Source organism: Streptomyces sp. NPDC127197, from assembly GCF_042672405.1.
Lineage (GTDB): Bacteria > Actinomycetota > Actinomycetes > Streptomycetales > Streptomycetaceae > Streptomyces > Streptomyces flavusporus.
In genome coordinates this window covers 21716-40657 of the sequence record NZ_JBHXVG010000028.1, presented here as the reverse complement: position 1 = coordinate 40657, position 18942 = coordinate 21716, and the positions used below count along the sequence as shown (strand labels likewise).

General features: G+C 68.8%; 16 protein-coding genes. 6 read left to right on the top strand and 10 right to left on the bottom strand.

The annotated features are described in order from the left end of the window. The first annotated feature begins 151 nt into the window (after window positions 1-151). Complete coding sequence (locus ACFVJQ_RS33025; RefSeq protein ID WP_385514457.1) at window positions 152-1072, top strand: NAD-dependent epimerase/dehydratase family protein; 921 nt, start codon at window positions 152-154, stop codon at window positions 1070-1072. Here the strand turns inward: ACFVJQ_RS33025 and ACFVJQ_RS33020 are convergent. Further along, complete coding sequence (locus tag ACFVJQ_RS33020) at window positions 1069-2307, bottom strand: cytochrome P450 (RefSeq protein ID WP_385514458.1); 1239 nt, start codon at window positions 2305-2307, stop codon at window positions 1069-1071. The genes ACFVJQ_RS33025 and ACFVJQ_RS33020 overlap by 4 nt on opposite strands. Here ACFVJQ_RS33020 and ACFVJQ_RS33015 point away from each other — a divergent pair. Further along, window positions 2271-3515 (top strand): ScbA/BarX family gamma-butyrolactone biosynthesis protein, encoded by a 1245-nt coding sequence (locus tag ACFVJQ_RS33015; protein ID WP_385514459.1) that lies wholly within the window; start codon window positions 2271-2273, stop codon window positions 3513-3515. The two genes, ACFVJQ_RS33020 and ACFVJQ_RS33015, sit on opposite strands and share 37 nt — an antisense overlap. A 256-nt stretch (window positions 3516-3771) precedes the next feature. On the opposite strand, the gene ACFVJQ_RS33010 is transcribed toward ACFVJQ_RS33015, so the two are convergent. The 6 genes from ACFVJQ_RS33010 to ACFVJQ_RS32985 form a co-directional block, all read right to left on the bottom strand. Continuing rightward, entirely contained in the window at window positions 3772-4140 is a 369-nt protein-coding gene (locus ACFVJQ_RS33010) for a DUF6009 family protein (RefSeq protein ID WP_385514460.1), read from the bottom strand. Further along, window positions 4137-5666 (bottom strand): phage/plasmid primase, P4 family, encoded by a 1530-nt coding sequence (locus ACFVJQ_RS33005; protein WP_385789273.1) that lies wholly within the window; start codon window positions 5664-5666, stop codon window positions 4137-4139. The genes ACFVJQ_RS33010 and ACFVJQ_RS33005 overlap by 4 nt, the downstream gene beginning before the upstream one ends. 938 nt (window positions 5667-6604) lie before the next feature. Beyond that, window positions 6605-7444 (bottom strand): ABC transporter permease, encoded by an 840-nt coding sequence (locus ACFVJQ_RS33000; RefSeq protein WP_385514462.1) that lies wholly within the window; start codon window positions 7442-7444, stop codon window positions 6605-6607. Beyond that, window positions 7441-8400: an ATP-binding cassette domain-containing protein gene (locus ACFVJQ_RS32995; RefSeq protein WP_385514463.1), complete on the bottom strand. Its 960-nt coding sequence runs from the start codon at window positions 8398-8400 to the stop codon at window positions 7441-7443. The genes ACFVJQ_RS33000 and ACFVJQ_RS32995 overlap by 4 nt, the downstream gene beginning before the upstream one ends. A 38-nt stretch (window positions 8401-8438) precedes the next feature. Beyond that, entirely contained in the window at window positions 8439-8765 is a 327-nt protein-coding gene (locus tag ACFVJQ_RS32990) for a hypothetical protein (RefSeq protein ID WP_385514464.1), read from the bottom strand. A gap of 396 nt (window positions 8766-9161) precedes the next feature. After that, window positions 9162-9620, bottom strand: a complete 459-nt coding sequence (locus tag ACFVJQ_RS32985) for a carboxymuconolactone decarboxylase family protein (RefSeq protein WP_385514465.1) — start codon at window positions 9618-9620, stop codon at window positions 9162-9164. A gap of 84 nt (window positions 9621-9704) precedes the next feature. Here ACFVJQ_RS32985 and ACFVJQ_RS32980 point away from each other — a divergent pair, with 84 nt between their 5' ends. Continuing rightward, window positions 9705-10580, top strand: coding sequence for a sigma-70 family RNA polymerase sigma factor (locus ACFVJQ_RS32980; protein ID WP_385514466.1), 876 nt, complete (start codon window positions 9705-9707; stop codon window positions 10578-10580). Window positions 10581-11011: 431 nt separating this feature from the next. Beyond that, window positions 11012-11992: a BTAD domain-containing putative transcriptional regulator gene (locus ACFVJQ_RS32975; RefSeq protein WP_385514467.1), complete on the top strand. Its 981-nt coding sequence runs from the start codon at window positions 11012-11014 to the stop codon at window positions 11990-11992. A gap of 26 nt (window positions 11993-12018) precedes the next feature. Here the strand turns inward: ACFVJQ_RS32975 and ACFVJQ_RS32970 are convergent, their stop codons facing one another. Beyond that, entirely contained in the window at window positions 12019-13170 is a 1152-nt protein-coding gene (locus ACFVJQ_RS32970; protein ID WP_385789269.1) for a ParB N-terminal domain-containing protein, read from the bottom strand. Between the two features lie 485 nt (window positions 13171-13655). Here ACFVJQ_RS32970 and ACFVJQ_RS32965 point away from each other — a divergent pair, with 485 nt between their 5' ends. Further along, on the top strand, window positions 13656-15713 hold the full coding sequence (locus tag ACFVJQ_RS32965) for an FAD/NAD(P)-binding protein (RefSeq protein WP_385789267.1): 2058 nt from the start codon (window positions 13656-13658) through the stop codon (window positions 15711-15713). Continuing rightward, on the top strand, window positions 15710-17170 hold the full coding sequence (pcaB, locus tag ACFVJQ_RS32960) for a 3-carboxy-cis,cis-muconate cycloisomerase (RefSeq protein WP_385514470.1): 1461 nt from the start codon (window positions 15710-15712) through the stop codon (window positions 17168-17170). Before ACFVJQ_RS32965 ends, pcaB begins: the two co-directional genes overlap by 4 nt. Before the next feature lie 51 nt (window positions 17171-17221). On the opposite strand, the gene ACFVJQ_RS32955 is transcribed toward pcaB, so the two are convergent. Next, the gene (locus ACFVJQ_RS32955; protein ID WP_385789265.1) at window positions 17222-17629 is read right to left on the bottom strand and encodes a GNAT family N-acetyltransferase; all 408 of its coding nucleotides are present in this window, start codon (window positions 17627-17629) and stop codon (window positions 17222-17224) included. Further along, window positions 17613-18899, bottom strand: a complete 1287-nt coding sequence (purB, locus tag ACFVJQ_RS32950) for an adenylosuccinate lyase (RefSeq protein WP_385514472.1) — start codon at window positions 18897-18899, stop codon at window positions 17613-17615. The genes ACFVJQ_RS32955 and purB overlap by 17 nt, the downstream gene beginning before the upstream one ends. Window positions 18900-18942 lie beyond the last annotated feature (43 nt).

Here is an 18942-nt window from a genome sequence, read left to right as displayed (position 1 = left end):
CTCCAGAGCTCGTGCTTGAGTGTCGCATGGCGTCCTTGCGACCGCTAGAACCAAACCAGTTAGTCTGTATTTTCACAAGGGTGAGGCGGTCGCCGCGCCCTTCCCAGGTTCAGCTCCCCCCATACGCTGCCCGGTTGCCAGGAGTCCTCTCATGTCGCGCCGCATACTCGTCACCGGGGCGAACGGCTTCATCGGCCGTCATGTCCTGGCTGCCGCCCTCAGAAAGCCGGGGACCCGCATTCGGCTGGTTCGCCACCACCACATGCCGCCGGTGGACGCTACCGAATCAGTCGAGATCGTCCACGCGGACCTGTCCCGGCCGGACTCCCTGTCCCGTCTGTGCAAAGGCATCGATGCCGTGGTGCACTGCGCTTCCCTCATTGAGGGAGACGAACGAGCCCTGCACGAGGTCAACGACGCGGGAACCAGTGCCCTGGTGGCGGACGCCCAACGGCACGGCGTCGGCCGGATCGTCTACGTGAGCACCGCGGCGGTCTATGGCCGGGGCCCCTTCCGCGAGGCCGATACGGACGACCTGCTCGTGCGTCCGGCCTCCGCAACCAGCCGTAGCCGGGCCGCGGCCGAACGGCACGTCCTGGCTGCCGGCGGCACAGTCCTGCGCCCCCACCTTGTCTATGGCAGGGGAGACCGGTGGGTGATACCCGGGCTTGTCACACTGATCCGCCACCTCGGAGCACCGGTGGCATGTACATCGGCACACTCTGCTGTCGAGGTCGGCGCGCTGGCGCAGGCGGTGGTCGAAGCGGCCCTGTCCGAGCGGGACCTTGCCGGTGTCCACCATGTCAACCATCCGGTTCCCCTGACTGGTTCGGCCGTCGTCTCCCTCGCCCAGGACCTCCTGCACACACAGGAGGTCCCTCCTCTCACCCCCGACGAGGCAAGGCAGCGGGCCGCCGGTTCTCCGTTGCTCCGTCACCACCTCGACATGCTGGTGACGGACCACTGGTTTCGCAGCGACCGGATCTGGCGTCTGCTGCCCTGCGCCCCGGGGCCCGAGCCTGCTCGTCTGCTGCCCGAACTCCTGCCGTGGTACCGGCAGTTGATGGACTAGGAAACGGACCGCCCGAGGAACACCGGCAGTTCGCGATACCCGTTGGAGATGAACGACTCCACCGGGCGCAGCTCCTCGGGCGTCACCGCAAGGGAGATGCCGGGGAACCGCGCGAACAGGAGCTCCAAGGCGATCTCCGCCTGCAGCCGCGCCAGCGGGGCGCCGATGCAGTAGTGCGTGCCGTGCCCGAAGGACAGATGCTCACGCCGTGTCTCGCGGGTGACGTCGAACCTGCGGGTATCGGCGTGCACGGCAGTGTCATGGCCGGCCGACACGAACGAGATCATCAGCGGGTCGCCCTGCGGGATGACGACCCCCCCGATGGTGACGTCCTCGATCGCGTACCGCAGGATCCCGTTCGCACCCGGTGCTTTTATCCGCAGCGACTCCTCGGTCGCATCGTTCCAGTCCGCCTTGCCGGCACGGATCAGCTCGAGTTGGTCGGGGTGAGAGACGAGCAGGGCCACCGTGTTGGTGAGCAGGTTGACCGTGGCTTCGTCCCCTGCGGACAGCAGCATGATCAGCGTGTCGATCAACTCCTTGTCGCTCAGCTGCGTACCGCTCTCCTCGTCGGCGGCTTCGATGAGGGCGGCGGTCAGATCCTGACCCGGGGTGTTCCGCTTGTAGTCGATGAGCTCCGCCATCGTCCGGTACAGGGCGCGGTGGTTCTCCTGGGCTGCCTCCAGCGACGTGCCCGTGTCGAAGAAGCTGTTGATGATGTGCTGCAGTGGCGCACGGAACACATCGGGCACGCCGAACAACTCGACCAGTACCTGGCGGGGCAGTTGCGCGGTGAACGCGCCGCGCAGGTCCAACGGCACACCGGGCTCTTGCTCGGCAAGCCCGTCGAGCAGTCGGCTCGCGATCTCCTCGATCCTCGGGCGTAGCAGGGCGATCCGGCGGGTCGTGAACGCCGAGGCCACCAGTTTGCGCAGTCTTCTGTGATCAGGGCCGTAGGCGGTGAACATGTTCTGCACCGAGACCCAGATGGCCAGGGGCCAGGTCTGCGCTATCTCACCGTTGATCCACGCGGGCCAGTGGCGGTAGGCGTCCTTGGATATCCGCGGATCCGTGAGCAACTGCCTGATCGCCGCCGGGTCGGTGACCGCCCAGGCGGACACCTCGCCCGGGAGCGTCACCGGCGTGACAGGGCCACGCTGCCGCAGCAGATCGGCTTCACCCCGGATGTCTGTGCCGAATGGATCGATCGCATACGGACACCGTGCTGTGGACATCTGATCTCTCCCCCGAGAGGCAAGGCCGGACGGATCTCGTCGGAGGTACACCGACGCCGTGCATATGCCAACGCTCTTTTTCAAGATCGCCACCGCGCGCTCGCGCCCAAGTTCTCCAGGCAGCGAAACGACTCACGGGGACGGGTTCATCAAACACCATCACCCTTGAAAAAGAAACCGGTAGGTTCGTATCTTATGGAGCCGCACGTCTTCCGGATCTATCGCGAGCGGAGACAAAGTTGACCCCCAAGATAGCGACCTTGCCGGATATCGCCTCACCGCCGCTGCTCACCACCACGGTCCCTCGTGAGTACGTACACCGTTCGAGTCTCGCCGAGGTCTTCCTGACCGGTTACCGGCAGCTCGACGAGTCCGTCTACGCACTCACTGGCCAGTGGCCGCGGGCCCATACGTTCTTCACCAGTGCGGATGGTACTCGCCACGATCCGATGCAAGCTGTAGAAACGATTCGCCAGGCAGGGCTCTGCCTGGCTCATGCGGAATTCGGAGTTCCTCTCGGCTATCAGTTCCTGATGCAGGATCTCAAGGTGACCACGCACGCGGAGCACCTGGTCATCGGCACGACCCCGAGCGATCTGGCTCTCACGGCGACCTGCGTCGGGATGAAGTGGAGGGGCAAGCGCCTCTCGGAGTTCACCCTGCACATCACCGTCGAGCGGGACGGGTTCCTCTGCGCCTTCGGAGGTGGCACGTTCACCTGCATCGCTCCGTCGACGTACCGACGGCTTCGCGGTGCGGCACACAGCGCCCAGTGCCCCGCCAAGACTCACACCGGCGATCAGGGTGATCCGGCGCGCTTCGGCAGGGCCCTCCCCTTCGACGTGGTCCTGTCGCCCACGGACCGGCCCGATCGCTGGCGGGTCGACCCGGACCCCCGGCACCCCACCCTGTTCGACCACGGCGCCGACCACATCCCCGGCATGGTCCTGTTGGAAGCGGCTCGTCAGGCCGCTCACAGCATCTCCTGGCCGCATCTGCTGACGCCCTCCGTTCTGCGCGCGGAGTTCCAGAGGTACGCCGAGTTCGACAGTCCCTGCTGGATCGAGGCGTCTTCCGCGCCCGCCAACGGGAACGACGGCGCCACATGTGTCTCGGTGACCGGCCGGCAGAGTGGCCACACCGTTTTCACCGCACAGGTCGTCGGCTCTCTGGCTGTTCGCGAGAGTGCCGCGCGTTCTCTCGTCTGAGTGCCCCAGGTGGTAATGCCGGCCGCTTTCCGGCGCGCCACCTGGAATTTTCCTTTCCGTTCGCAAGAGGTGCCGCGAGTCCGTTCGCAAGAGGTGCCGCGAGAGTTTGTTGGTCAAGTATGTGCGGGGGCGCAGCGGTCGGCCGAGCACCCCGAAGGGAGCTACAAGAAACCAGAAATTCCGCTTCCGTTTGAAGGAAGGGGTGCCCGGCCGGGAGCTTATGCCGGGTGAGGAAGCGTAATGCCGGATTCCATCCTCACCAAAGGGCGCTGTATCCTTCAGAGCGCTTGGTCTTGCGGCCCTTGCTCCCGGGGGAGAGCGTGCGCGGGTCCACGGCCTCCGCCGGCGCCCCGGTGGTGTAGAGCCCGTCCGGGGCTGCGTCTCTGTCATGCGGCAGCAACCAGAAGACGCGACGCCGGAAGGTGCCCGAGGAACGCGACGGCTTGGCCCCCGGTCCGAGCACGGCATAGCCGACCATCCGCCCGTCACGGTGGTAGACCGGTCTGCCCCGGCGGGTCGGCAGCCGATCCAGGCTCTGCCGTACGTAGTCGAGCCCGCTGATGTCCTCGAGCCAGACCAGGTCGACCTCGTGATCGATCTCGTCCTCGGCGATGAGGGAGCTCATGCTGTCTCCTCGTCGGCGGCCAACCCGATGCCCGGGTAGTATTTGCGTTGGTTGGACAGGATCATCTCCTTCGGAGACATCAGTCCCACCACCTCCCGGACTCTCGCTGCGAAAGACCGGGACGAGACAGCCGGGGCCCCGTCATTCTTACACCACTGCCGGTACGCCGCGTAGAGTCCCGCCTGTTCTGCCCTCAAGCCCGGTTCGAGGCGGCAGGACTCACCGAGGAAACGTCCGATGTGGTCCTCTGTCTCCGCGTAGGCCGTGGTGGCGATGCGGACCCGTTCCGGGCCCAGCAGGTGCTTCTCCCCGTTGAGATAGCGCCGCGCCCCCATCACCAGCCAGTTGAGGATGCCTGGCCCTTCCTCTCTGACCAGAATGTCAGCCAGGTTGTCGATTTTGCGGTGATCGGACACCACGCGCTCGAACGGCATCAGTCGCATCCTTCGCCAGAACGCGAAACCTCCGGTACCAACCTCGGGCCGGTGGTTGCCCAGCAGCCAGAGCTTGTGGGTGGGCTGGAAGCTGAAGAAGTCCTGCCTCATCCTTCGGGCCTTGATGCGGTCGCCGCCGGTCAGATACTTGACCCGGGCCTCGTCGAATCGATCCCCCGGCTTGACCTCGCTGCACACGATGATGCGACGACCGTGCAGTTCGGCCAGGTCGGTGGGGTGGCCCTCGTAAGGGCGGGCCATGAGAAAGCCGGGCGGAGCGGCGTCCGCGTAGTCGCCCACGAGTCGCATCACCACGTCGAGCAGGACCGACTTGCCGTTCTTGCCGGAGCCGAACAGGAACGGCATGACCTGGGCGCCGACGTCGCCGGTGATGGAGTAGCCGAGCAGCAGATGAAGGAAGCTGATCATCTCCGCTCCTTCGGGCCCGTCGCCGAAGGTGTCGCTGAGGAACCGGTCCCAGAGGGGCGTACTCATCAGCTCGGGCGCAACGGTGGTGGAGCGGGAGTGGAAGTCCTTGTTCGGGTCGGCAGTTCGCATCAGTCCGGTGCACAGGTCGACGATCCCGCCGGGCGTGCACAAGGCGTACGGGTCCGCATCGAGGAGTGCCGCGTTGAGCGCCATCCCCGGAGCCGTCCTGGCCTGGGCGAGCATCGCGTTGATTCCGCTGGTGCTCAGAGCGCGGCGGCGGTGCTGCTGGAGGGCGCTCGTGCTGTAAAAACCGCGTGGATCGGTGGTGGCGATGGCTTCGGCGAGGTCGCCGGCAGCCCACAGCACGGTGTCGTTCTCGTCGATCTGCCAACGTACGCTGTCCCACCGGCACCAGCCGAGCCCGGGGACGTGCCGGTAGTCCTGGGCATAGCGTTTGACGAACAGCTTCGCGTTGCCCCGGTCGGTGAGAGAGTCCGGCAGCAGTTCTCCGGCAGTCGCCTGCCGCCTGTCTCGGTCCTGCAGGGCCACCTCACCCTTGCCCAACTGGCGTGGGAGCGAGGCGCGTTGGGCGGGGCCGGCGAGGATCTGAGCGGCGGCGGCCTCGACATCGAACTCGGCCAGCCGACGCTCGTCCGAGGTCATATACGGCCTCCCGCTCCCGGCGACGGAGGTCTCAGCCGACCCGCGGCGAACGGTCTGCCTGTGGGGTATGAGGCCCGGTCGCGCCCAGGTTCGCGCGGCGACATGGCCGGCCGGTTTCCGCTGTGCGTGCGGTCCCACACGTGAAGGCCTCCAGAGGGGGTACACGCGCGCAGCGTGGTCGTGTCGTTCACGGGGCTGGTGCCGGCCACGCCGTGGGGCCGGCACGCCGGAAGTGCGGAATTCGTTGCCCAGCTCGGTGAGGAGGTGCCACCGATGCCCATTTGCGTGGCGCACCGTCGAGCGGTCGCCAACGACCCGGTAACACGAGCCCCGGGCATTGAGTAGCTAGACGAAAAACGCAGCTCAGAAGCCATTCGCACCCCCCGTCAGCGACCGAAGCGACTGAGCGACTGAGTCAGCATAGCGAAGCGGATGGGACGTCAGAGCTTCATGGGAGAACGAAGATTCGAGACAGTCCGGCAGCCCGCCCCGGACCGCGCCAACTGGCCAGCGACCTGCGGAACTTGGGTAGCTGTCCGACCGCCCGCATGTATGCCCAGGTCACAGGCGTGAAAAGCCCCGAGGTAGCGACTGAAGCGACTGAAAATCTCTCTATATGTGCACAGGTGGGTGCCCTCGCATGCCGCCATACACCCGACCCTTGGGTCGCTTCAGTCGCTGTTTCGCCCAGAAAACCGGCTTGACCTGGTACTTCTTCCTGGCGCCCACAAACGCCCCACACACTGTGGGTCGCTGCTGCTTCGGTCGCTGTTCTCCCCGCGCCCACTGCAGTGACCGAAGCAGCGACCGAAGCAGCGACCGAAGGACGCGTGAGCCGCTCGAGCGATCGTCAAGTCTTTCTCGAGCGGAGCCTGCCGCACGCGCAGGTGGACACCGGTCGGTACACCGGTGTCCACCTGCAGGGCTGCCCGATCGGGTCAGGTGAGGACGCGCTTGGTGAAGGTGCGGGTGGCCGCCCAGGTGAGCAGGATCGTGCCGCCGAGGACCGCCAGCAGGAACGCCCACGCGGGCATGTGCGGGACATCGGGGGTCAGCGCGCTGCGCAGACCCTCGCTCACGTACACCAGCGGGTTGGCGAGGCTGAGGATCTGCAGCCAGCGGATGTCCTCCAGCGCCGACCAGGGGTAGTAGACGCAGCCCAGCATGGTCATGGGCAGCAGCACCAGCGCGAACATCACCTGGACCTTCTGCGGGTTCATCAGCGTGCCCAGCAGCAGCCCGCCGGCGGCGGCCAGCACCGCGCCGGCCAGCAGCACCAGGACCAGCACCGGCCAGTTGTCCACGTGCACCTGCGGGGCCTGCCCGGGTGCGTGGATGAACAGCACCGCCGGGAACACCAGCAGTCCGCCGATCAGCCCCTGCAGTGCCGCCGCCAGGATCTTCTGCACCCCCAGCAGCGGGATCGGGATCGGTGCCAGCGCCCGGTCGGTGATGGACTTCTGCCAGTTCAGTTCCATCATCAGCGGGTAGGTCACCGCCTGCATCGCCTGCATGATCACCGAGGAGCCGACCAGGCCGGGCAGCAGGATGGTGGAGAAGGTGGCCTCGGTCCCGCCGCCCGCCATGATGCCACCGCCGATTTCGGGCATCACGTAGGCGAACACGAACACGAACATCACCGGCTGCACCAGCACCCGGACGAACGTCGGGACCATGGTCTTGCGCAGTACCCGCACCTCGCGCGCCATCATCGCCGACAGCGTGCGCGGAAGGGTCGCCCGCGTGGCGGGTGGGGGAGTGAGGGGCGGCGCGCTCATTCGCGGTAGTCCCTTCCGGTCAGAGTGAGGAAGACGGTCTCCAGGCTGGGCCGCAGCTGGTAAACGTCGGTGACGCCGATCCCGGCGGTCGAGCCGATCGTCACCAGGTCGCCAAGCAGCCCGTCGGGGGCAGTGGCGAACACTCGGACCTGTCCGTCGTTCACCTCGATCTTGCTGATGCCGTCCCGGTCGGCGAGGGCCTGGAGCTCGGCGGGGGCGGGCGCGTCGTAGCTGACGGTGATGACGGTCTCGGCCCCGGCGGTGCTCTTCAGCTCGTCCACCGTGCCGCGCGCGAGGATCTTGCCGTGGTCGACGACCGCGATGCGGTCGCACAGGGCCTCGGCCTCCTCCATGTAGTGCGTGGTGAGCAGGATCGTCTGGCCGCCCGCCTGCAGCTCGCCCAGCACCTCCCACAGGTTGGTGCGGGTCTGCGGGTCGAGCCCGGCGGTCGGCTCGTCCAGGAACAGCACCTCAGGGCCGTGCATCAGCGCGCGGCAGATCATCACCCGCTTGGCCTGCCCGCCCGACATCTCGAACGGGTTGCCCTTGCGCTGCTCGGCCAAGCCGAACAGTTCGATCAGCTCGTCCGCGCGGCGGCGCGCCTCCTTGGCGGTGAGCCCGAAGTAGCGGCCGCGGAACTCCAGGTTCTCGGCGGCGGTGAGCTCGCTGTCCAGGGTGTTGTTCTGCGACACGACCCCGATCCGCCGCTTGACCTCGATGGGGTCTCGCACCACGTCGAGCCCGTACACCTCAGCGCTTCCGCCGGTCGGCTCGATCAGGGTGGTGAGCATGCCGATGGTGGTGGACTTGCCCGCGCCGTTGGGGCCGAGCAGGCCGAAGAACTCCCCGCGCGCCACGTTCAGGTCGATGCCGCGGACGGCGGGCACCGCGGGCCGCGGGCCGGAGACCGGGTAGGTCTTCTCCAGGCCCACCGTCCGGATGGCCGTCTCCGTCACGGCGTCCTCGGGTTCTGTCTCTGTTTGTGCGGATAGGGTCAACACCGGTCTCCTTCGGAGAACATCTCGAAGCGGTCGAGGAGGGTGGTCGGGTAGCGCCGCAGGGCCGGTTCGTCGATCTCGTCGGGCACCGCGTAGCGCGCGGTCAGGCCGTCGGTCATGGCGCTGCCGGTGTCACGGACGACCTCCCAGCCCGCCTCGGTGATGCGCAGGCGCACGGCCCGCCGGTCCTTCGCGTCGCGGCGGCGCTCGATCGGGCCGGTGCGCTCCAGAGCGTCGGCGACCGAGGCGACCGTGGCGGCCGAGTCATGAGGTGCTTGGCGATCTCGCCGGGGCGCAGCCCGTCGTCCACCGAGAGCAGGCACAGGAGGAAGAACCCGGCGGGGCCGATCGCGTGCCGCTCCACCAGCTTCCACTCGGTCGGCCGATCCGTGGCCGCCGCAGTCCCGGCCGGGGCGTCTTGGTCACGGCGCGGACCGCGGTGGCGGGTCCTGCCACGTCACCCCAGGCGGCTGGAGCGGAGACGGGGGCCAGGGTTGGAGGAGGGGTGGCCGCTCGGGCGGCTGTTCGCCGTGACCCCCCATCGGGTCTCGGCAGCCCCGGCTGATGATCTGTCAGACGGGGCGTGCCGATCCTGCCTGTGACCGGCAGCCGAACGAAGGAGAATGACAATCCGCCAAGGGGCTCGCCGGGAGATGGCCAGGATCTCCCGGCGAGCCCTGTCATCACTGCGCGGTCAGTGGGTAAGAGCCACGCTGGGCTCAGCCCCAGGTCTGGCCGGCCGGCTCCTTGATGGTGCGGTTGATCCGGTTGAAGAAGTTGGTCAGCGCGATCTCCAGGTTGATCGCGCCGATCTGCTCCTCGGTGAAATGGGCGTTGACCTCTTCCCAGATCTCGTCGGTGACTCCCTCCGCACCATCCTGCAGCCGGGTGGCGGCCTCGGCCAGCGCCAGAGCCGAGCGCTCCGCATCGGTGTAGAACGGCGCCTCACGCCACGCTGCTACGTTGTGCAGCCGCTCGTCGGTGTCACCGGCCTTCTTCCCCCCGGCGACACTGGCGTAGATGCACGCCGAGCAGCTGTTGATCTGGCTGACGCGCAGGTGGACCAACGCGAGCAGCTTCGGGTCGACGCCCCCGGCGGCGATCGCCTTCTGGAGATGCTGGACAGCGGTCCACACATCGGCGTTGTTCGTGTTCTTGTTCTTGAGTCGGTTTTCCATGGGAGTGCTCTCCTTCATCGGGTTACGTTGCGGGGCGTGTGCCCGTCACCCCTATGACGGAGCAGCTTCCAGGAAGGTAACAACATGCCCGGTACCGATCCCACGGATCCGATCGTCGAAGCTTTCGAGTCCCAGCGTGACCGGCTCCGAGCCGTCGCCTACCGCGTGCTCGGATCACACGCCGACGCGGAAGACGTGGTCCAAGAGGCGTGGCTGCGCCTCTCCCGTCAGGACGCCGACACCATCGACAACCTCGGCGGCTGGCTGACCACCGTGGTCGGTCGCATCAGCCTCGACTACCTGCGATCAGGCCGGACCCACCCGGAAGTCTCCTTCGACGACCAGCTGCCCGAATTCACGGTGACGCTCGACGACGCTCCCGCTCCGGAAGAGCTCGTGGCACTCGGGGACTCCGTCGGCCTCGCGCTCCTCACGGTCCTCGACTCGCTGCGTCCGGACGAACGACTGGCGTTCGTGCTGCACGACGTGTTCGCCGTGCCCTTCGCGGAGATCGGCACCATTCTCGGCAAGTCCGCCGACGCGACCAAAATGCTCGCCAGCCGTGCCCGCAGGAAAGTACAAGCCGCCCAGCAGCCGGCAGGCGCCGGACGACAACAACGCGAGGTCGTCCAGGCCTTCCTGGCCGCGGCCCGCGACGGTCAGTTCGAGCAGCTGCTGCAGGTTCTCCACCCCGAGGTGAAGTTCACCGTCCACTCCCCGAACGGCCGGTTCGTCACGCTCGGAGCCACCGAAGTCGCCACCCGCGCGCGCGTGGCCGGCAGCGCGGCACGAGGACATGCGGCGACCGTCAACGGCCAGCCTGGCGTCATCTCCTGGAGTGAAGACGGCACCCCGCTCTCCCTCCTCGCCTTCACCGTCGCCGACGGCCGCATCACCGAGATCACCGCCGTGACCGACCCGGCCAAACTCGCGCTCATGGACCTGCCGGACCCGGTGTGACTCCCTACCGGCGATGGCAGTTCGGATCTCCACGCCTGCCTGACCCGGAGCGGTGACACCTGTTCGAGGTCACGGACGCGATGCTGTGCGAGAAAGGGCCGTGACCTCACCGGTGGACCCGAGTTACCGGCCGAAAACGGCCACGGGCACGGCGCGCCGTTCCCCACTCCTGTTGCGCGCCGCCGCGCCCTCCCGGTCGGCACTGCGCGCCGACCGCTCGCTCCGCCTGCGCTTGAACCGGCCTCGAGGACTCACCCAAGGAGCCCTGCGTGCCGCTGGGGAGGACTCTGCGCCCCGCCGCCGACCAACTACTGTCCACCATCTGAGAGGAACCAACGGTTCCCGCGGGGACGCCGGTTCAAGGATCTCCGCCGCGAACTCGTCGAAGGTCCCGGAGGAAGGACGAGATGGAGTTTCGGATCCTTGGTTCTGTGCAGATCTACGATGACCGAGCCGATCGGTGGATCGTGCCCTCGGGCGTCAAACAGCGCGCGCTGCTCGGCGCACTGGTGGTGAGCGCCGGCAAGGAAGTGCCCGCGGGCCGGTTGGTCGACGAACTGTGGGGCGACCGTCCTCCCTCCCATGCGGCCAACGCCCTGCAAGCCCACGTGACCCGGCTACGCCGGCTGCTGCAGGACACGAGCGGCGCCGACTCCCGCCACGGCTGGCTGATGACCCGGCCGACGGGATACGTACTACGGGCTGACGGCTCGACCACCGACGCCCAGCGCTTCCACCGGCTGGTCGGCGAAGGACAGGAGCTGCTCGAAGGCGATCCGGGCCGGTCGGTGCAGCTGCTGCGTTCGGCGCTGGCCCTGTGGCGTGGCCGGGCGTTCGAGGGCAGTGAGCGCGGCCCCATCTGCTCGACGGAGGCGTCGATACTGGAGGAGGCTCGCATGGTGGCGCTGGAGACGCTGTACGAAGCGTGCTTGCGCGCCGACCAGTACGAGCGCATCACCGGCGAGTTGGAGGGGCTGACGGCGAGCCATCCGCTGCGGGAGCGATTCTACGAACTGCTGATGATCTCCTTGTACAGGTGTGGGCGGCGGGCCGAGGCACTGGGCACGTACGAACAGGTGCACCGTCGGCTGATCCGCGACCTGGGGGTGGAGCCGGGGCCTTCGCTGCGCCGGTGCCGGGAGGCGATCCTGCACCACCGCGACCCCCTCCTGGCCCGGGATGCCGAGCCGGGGCGCGCGGACGCCCTGCCGACGGGCCCGGGCGAAGTCCTGGAGCCACGCGGATCGGCGGTCGGCAGGCAGCCTGATGAGGAGTTGGGCATGTATCTCCTGCGTAACGAGATCGCTCTGCTGCGCCGCCGTGTCGAGCGGCTCTTTCAGGAGCAGCAGGTCCTCGTCAACCGGATCAAACGGCTGACCGGTAGCGAAGCACCCTCCATGCCCCCGTCATGAGCCGCCCTCGGCGACGTCCCCGCGTACTACGCGCCCGGCCCGAAACCGCCGATCTCGGTAGCCCCGGCGTTCTCCTGCTGCTCCTCGCAGGCTCGCAGTTCGTCGGCGAACACCCGCCACAACTCGGAGTAGCCGCTGATGAGAGCGGCCATCTGACCGGTGCAGTGGGGCGGCAGACTGGAAATGATCTGCCGCCGCTCCCGGGCCATGAGCGAGCAGGCCTCCAGCATGCGCAGAACGGTGCGGCCGGCCTCCGTCAGTCGCAACGAGGGGTCTCGGCGCAGCGACTCGAAGATGCTGAAGAGCTCACCCGGCGACTTGGCCTCGGGGTTCTGCTGGGGTGCGGGCCGTTCGCCCCGGGTGCCACGCTGAGCAGCCCGGCCCCGCTGGCGTGGCGTGACGGGATCGTCGCCGCGCAACATCCGCTTGCGCACGTCGGCGACGGTTACCGGAGATATGCCCGCCTTGCGGGCCACCGCGCGCAGTGACGCGGTGGGATCGGCCCGGAGCAGCTCCCCTGCCAGCTCCCGGCCCCGCACCGTGTTCAGCGGCCGCAGCCGACCGTCCAGGCCGATACGTCGCTCACCGCGCGCCGGGTCGACCAGGCGCCGCCTGACCTCGGAGACCTTCTTCGCCGAAAGCCCCGCGATGACCGCGATGGCACGATCCGACCAGTAGGGATGCATCGTGACGATCCGCTCCACGGCGGCGGTGCGGTCGGTCTGCGACAGCGGACGTCCCTGGACGATGTTCATCGCCACCGCCAGCAGCGCGGCGTCCTGGGCGGAGCCCTCGAAGAAGCGGGCCGCGATGTGCTCCCGGCCCCGCAGCTGCGCCGCGCGCAGCCGGTGCAGCCCGTCGATCACGGTCATGGTGTCCCGGTGCACCACGATCGGCGGCAGCTCCGTCTCCAGCTCGGCGAGGGTGAGCGCCCACTTCGCGTCGACCCCTCCGGTCCTGGGGGTTTCGCAGACCTTCACCTCGGACAGCCGCACCAGCTCCACCGGCCCCTCGCGCAGCATGGTGTCGCGCAAGGCGAGCAGGCTCTCGGAGCTGGTGTCGGTCTTGATACCGGAACCGGCATCAAGACCGGTGGTGAAGGGGGAACTGACGTCCGGGCCGGCGTCGAATCCTGCTCGCCTGCGCACCGGCACGGGCACGACCTGATTCCTTCTCACCGCGACTCCTCGTCGTTGGCGGGCGTGGTCGGGGACGGCCCGTCCATGGGCCAAAGAGGTCGTCGAGGACACTTCCAACGCGGGCTGACACGACGCTGACGGAGCGCTGACACCCGCACGTCCGCCCATCGCCCACGACCGCACTCCGCTGCCGCGGACGCCTTTCGCACACCCGTCGGATGCCGCCTCAAGTCGAGCTCCAACGATGCTCACGGGCCGTCTTCGACGCTGATGACCACGGCTCACCACCGGCCCATCCGGGCCCTAGTGAGAGCCGAGCTGCTGTCGAGCGTCACGGCCGACCCTTGCGGAGGGAGGAGGCGCGATGGTTGTCAGGCCCGCGCACCGGACACCGGTGACGGCCCAGGTCCCCGGCCGCTGGCGAGGAGGGCCGCAGCTTGGCTCGGCCCGGAAACCATCATGATCCTCGGGGAGGCGGCCGCGCCGCGGGCCAGCCGTCCCCGTCTGCTGAGCGGAGTGTCCTTGTGAGCAGCGGACGTATCGAAGTGTGCCTTGTCGGCGCCGGCCCCCGTGGGCTGTCCGTACTGGAACGGCTCTGTGCACAGGAGCGCAAGTCCCCCCGCTACGGCCAGGTGACCATTCATGTCGTCGATCCCGGGCCGCCCGGATCGGGCCGCGTGTGGCGCCCTTCGCAGTCCCGGCACCTGTTGATGAACACCGTCGCCTCGCAGGTGACGGTGTTCACGGACTCCAGTGTCACGATCGAGGGACCGCTGGAGGAGGGCCCGAGTCTGTTCCAGTGGGCCAGGGCTCTCGCCTCGCGGAACGCCCCTGCCGACGCCCGCGCCGCCGCTGCCGGGCCGGGTGGGCTGAGCGAGCGGGTACTTGCCGAGGCCAGAGCCTTGGGACCGGACACATATCCCACCCGTGCCCTCTACGGTCAGTACCTGACCTGGGCGTTCCAGCACGTCACCGAGAGCGCCCCCGAGCATGTGACGGTGCGGGTGCACCGGACCCGGGCGGTGCGGGTGGACAACGGCGACCCCGGCCTCGGCACCTCCGGGCCGCAGACGGTGGTACTGGAGGACGGTACCGAGTTGACCGGCCTGTCGGCCGTGGTGCTCGCGCAGGGCCATGTCCCGACGACAGCCGACGCGGCCGAGCGGGAGCTGCACGACTTCGCCTCCCGCAACGACCTGACCTACATCGCCCCGGCCAACCCGGCGGATGTGGACCTGTCCCGCATCGCGCCGGGCCAGAACGTGCTCGTGCGAGGACTCGGCCTGAACTTCTTCGACTACATGGCGCTGCTCACCCAGGCCCGCGGCGGGGTCTTCGAGCGCGTCGACGGCCGCCTGGTCTACCGTCCGTCAGGCCGCGAGCCCCGGTTGTACGCGGGTTCGCGGCGCGGGGTGCCCTACCAGGCGCGAGGAGAGAACGAGAAGGGTGCCCACGGGCGTTACCTGCCCAGGCTGCTGACGGCCGAGTACATCGCCGGTCTCAAAGACCGCGGCGCTTCTCGTTCTCCCGTCCGCTTCGGCGCCGACCTGTGGCCGCTGATCGCCAGGGAGGTGCAGTGCGTCTACTACGAGACGCTGATCGCCCACCGCCACGGCCGCTCCCGCGCCGCCGAGTTCGCCGATCGTTACCTGCACACCGAGGCCGGCGCGGCCGAGGAGTCCCTGCTGCGACAGGCCGGCATCGCGTCGCACGAACGCTGGGCCTGGGAGTGGATCTCGCGCCCCTACAGCGCGAAAGACCTGCGCGACGTGACGTCCTTCCGCGTGTGGCTGCGCTCCTACCTCGACCAGGACGTGGCACGGGCCCGCGAAGGCAATGTCAGCGGGCCGTTCAAGGCGGCGCTGGACGTGCTGCGGGATCTACGCAACGAGGTGCGGCTCGCCGTCGACCACGGTGGACTGGACGGCGCCTCGTACCGTGACGAGCTGGACCGGTGGTACACCCCCCTGAACGCCTACCTGTCGATCGGCCCGCCCGTCTCCCGTGTCGAGGAGATGGCCGCGCTGATCGACGCGGGCGTACTGATGGCGATCGGCCCGGGAATGCACGTGAGCGCGGAGGAGCACGATGCGGACGGTCCCTGCTTCATCGGGACCTCGAGTGCCATCCCCGACTCCCGGGTCCGGGCCACTGCTCTGATCGAGGGCCGGCTGCCGCAGATCGACTTGCGGCGCACCGCCGACCCTCTGCTGCGCCACATGCTGGCCGGCGGGCAGTGCCGGCCGTACCGGATCCCGGCAGCCAACGGAGACGACTACGAGACCGGCGGCCTGGCGGTCACCACCCGTCCCTACCGCGTGCTGGACACCCGTGGGGTGCCCCACCCCCGGCGCTTCGCCTATGGGGTACCCACCGAGTCGGTGCACTGGGTGACTGCGGCCGGAATACGCCCGGGGGTCGGCTCCGTGACGCTGGAGGACTCGGATGCCATCGCGGCGGCAGTGCTGGAGCTGCCCCAGCCGGCGCTCACCGATGCTCCTCGGCCCATATCCGCGGGCGCGGAGCGCGACAGCACGGCAGACGGCATGAGAGACGGCATGAGAGAAGAGGCTTCGGCATGAGCGAGCTGGAGGGCGTGGGGCGCAGCACGCTGCCCGCGTACCTGGACGCGGGCCTGCTGTCCCCGGTGCGGGTGGGTACGCCGGTGGAGGCCGCCGTCGGTGACGGGGCCTGGCTGCAGGCCATGCTGGACGCGGAGGCCGCACTGGTACGGGCCCAAGCGCGGTGCGGCATGGTGCCCGCCGAGGCAGCGGCCCTCATCACGAACGCGGCCCGCGCGGAGAACCTGGACGTGCGGGCACTGGCGTTGGCCGCGCGCGAGACGGCCAATCCCGTGGTGGGCCTGGTCAAGGCGTTCTCGGCGGTGGTGAGCGATCAGTCCGAGTCCGCCGCGGAATATGTGCACCGAGGCTCCACCAGCCAGGACATCTTCGACACCGGGGCCATGCTCGTGGCCGCGCGGGCGCTGCGGTTGATCCACACGGACCTGTGCGCCGTGACCGCGGCCCTGGCCGAGCTGGCGCAGACGCACCGGCAGACGGTGATGGCCGGCCGCACCCTGGGCCTGCACGCGGTGCCGACCACCTTCGGCCTGAAGGCGGCCGGCTGGCGGCAGATGGTGGGGGACGCCGCCGAGCGCCTGCACCACATCGCGGAGACGGGACTTCCCGTGTCGCTGGGAGGCGCGGCCGGTACGCTGGCGGGCTACCTGAGTTACGCGGGTGAGCGTGCCGACGCCGGCAGCATGCTGGAACTGTCCGCGCTATACGCCGAGGAGACGGGGCTGGCGGCCCCGGCACTGCCCTGGCACGCGCTGCGCACCCCGGTCGCCGACCTGGCAGGGGCACTGGCGCACACCACCGGGGCGCTGGGCAAGATCGCTGCGGATGTGCTGGTACTGACCCGCACCGAGATCGGCGAGGTCAGCGAGCCGTCCGTAGCCGGCCGGGGCGTCTCCTCGGCGATGCCGCACAAACGCAACCCGGTGCTCGCCACGCTCATCCGCTCGGCCGCCGTGCAGGTACCCGCGCTGGCCTCGGTACTGATGCAGTGTCTGTCCACCGAGGACGAACGGTCGGCGGGCATGTGGCACTCCGAGTGGCAACCCCTGCGGGAATGCCTTCGGCTGACCGGCGGAGCGGCACACGCCGCGGTCGAGCTGGTCCAGGGCTTGTCGGTGCACCCGGAGCAGATGCGCGTGAACACCGCGGCAACCGGCGGGCAGCTCGTCTCTGAGCGGGTCTCGGCGGTGCTGGCCCCTGTGCTGGGCAAGGCAGCGGCCAAGCGGGTGCTGAGCGACGCCTCGGCCCTGGCAGCCGCGGGCGGTCGGCCGCTTGCCGAGGTACTGGCCGAACTGCCCCCGGTGCACGACCTGTTCACCCGTGAGGAACTGGCCGAACTGCTCGACCCCGCCGCCTACACCGGCATGGCCGTCGCGCTGGTGGACAGAGCGCTGGCCGTACCAGCCAACGCGGCGGCCGGCGAAGCGCGGGGCCGCAGAGCAGCCGGTCACAGCTGACCGCGGAGGGTGCCCGCAGACCCCTCCGCCGCACTGCGGCCCGCAGGGGCGTCAGGGGTTGAGGACCCACGCGGAGTCGTGCGCCGTGAAGCCGATGTGGGGGTAGTAGTCCCTGGCGGCAGGCGCGGACAACAAGACGATCTTGGCGGAGGGCGCCTCCTTGCGCGTGGCGTCGATGAGCGCGCGGCCGACGCCGGAGCACTGGTGCGCCCGGATCACGGCGATGTCGGACAAGTAGGTGACGTAGGAGAAGTCCGAGACGCTGCGAGCGATGCCGATCAGTTTGCCGTCGCCGTCGTCGCGCGCGACGACGACGAGGTTCGCGTGACGCACCATCTCCGCCATGCGCTGCCGGTCCTCGACGGGGCGCCGCTCGCCCAGGCCGGAGTCCCGGTAGACGGCGAGCACCTGGTCCAGATCCAGGTCCTCGCCACGGGTGCGATCAATCGTCCAGGACACTGAGGTCCTCCAATCGGCTACGGATCACGTCGTGGTTGGTCAGGAAACGCTGCGGTTCGAGGTCCCGCAAGGCGACGCCGGACTCGGTGAGCGAGTCGGCGAAGTGCTCGCCGGTGGCGGCCGTACGGTTGGCGGCCGCCTGCACACTGCGGTAGGCCTGCTCCCGGGGGACGCCCCGGCCGAGGAGCTCGGCCAGGACCGACGAGCTGTAGACGAGCCCATCGGTCTGGTCGATATGGGCACGCATGCGCTCGGCATCGACCTTCAGATGGGTGATGAGGTCGACGGCGGCCTCAGCCTGGAAGTGGCCGACGGACAGCGCGTCGGGCAGGATGACGCGCTCGACGGACTGGTGGGCCAGATCGCGTTCGTGCCAGAGCGCCACATCCTCCAGAGCGGCGGTGGCGTAGCCGCGCAGCAGCCGAGCCAGACCGCACAGGCGCTCGCTGGTGGTCGGGTTGCGCTTGTGAGGCATGGCGCTGGAGCCCTGATAAGCGCTGCTGCGCCGTTCCTCGACCTCGCGGACCTCGGTGCGCTGCAACAGCCGCAGTTCCAGGGCGATCTGCTCGACGCAGGCACCGAGGGTGGCAACGGCCTGCAACAGCTGGGCGTGCCGGTCGCGGGCCACGACCTGGCTGGGGGCGGGTTCGATGCCGAGCCCCAGAGACTCGCAGACGTGGGCCTCGACGAACGGGTCGATGAGGGCGTACGTGCCCACGGAACCGGAGATGGTGCCGACGGCGACAGCCTCGCGTGCGGCAGCCAGGCGGGTCAGGCAGCGGTCGACGGCGAAGGCGTAGCCGGCGAGTTTGTGACCGAAGGTGGTGGGTTCGGCGTGGACGCCGTGGGTGCGGCCGACCATGACCGTGTCCCAGTGCTCCAGGGCGCGCCCGACGAGGACCCGGCGCAGACGGCGGGCCGCGCCGTGCAGCAGGTCGGTCGCCTGGCCCAGCGTGTGGCCGAGTGCGGTGTCGACCAGGTCGTAACTGGTCATGCCGAGGTGGACCCACACGGCGGAGGACTCGGGTATGTCCTCACAGAAGGCGGCCAGGAACGACAGGACTTCGTGGTCACGTTCCTTCTCGATCTCCGCGACGCGAGCCGGCAGCGGCACCCTGGCACGGCGCATGTCCGCAACGGCCTCCTCGGGGACGATGCCAAGCCGCATCTGCGCCTCGGAAGCGAGGATCTCCACCCGGACCCAGGTCGCATAGCGGTTCTGATCGGAGAACAGTTCGGCCATCTCGGGCAGCGTGTAGCGAGGGATCATGACACTGCTTTCGTCCGTGGGGTTGTCGGGGCGGCATCGTGAC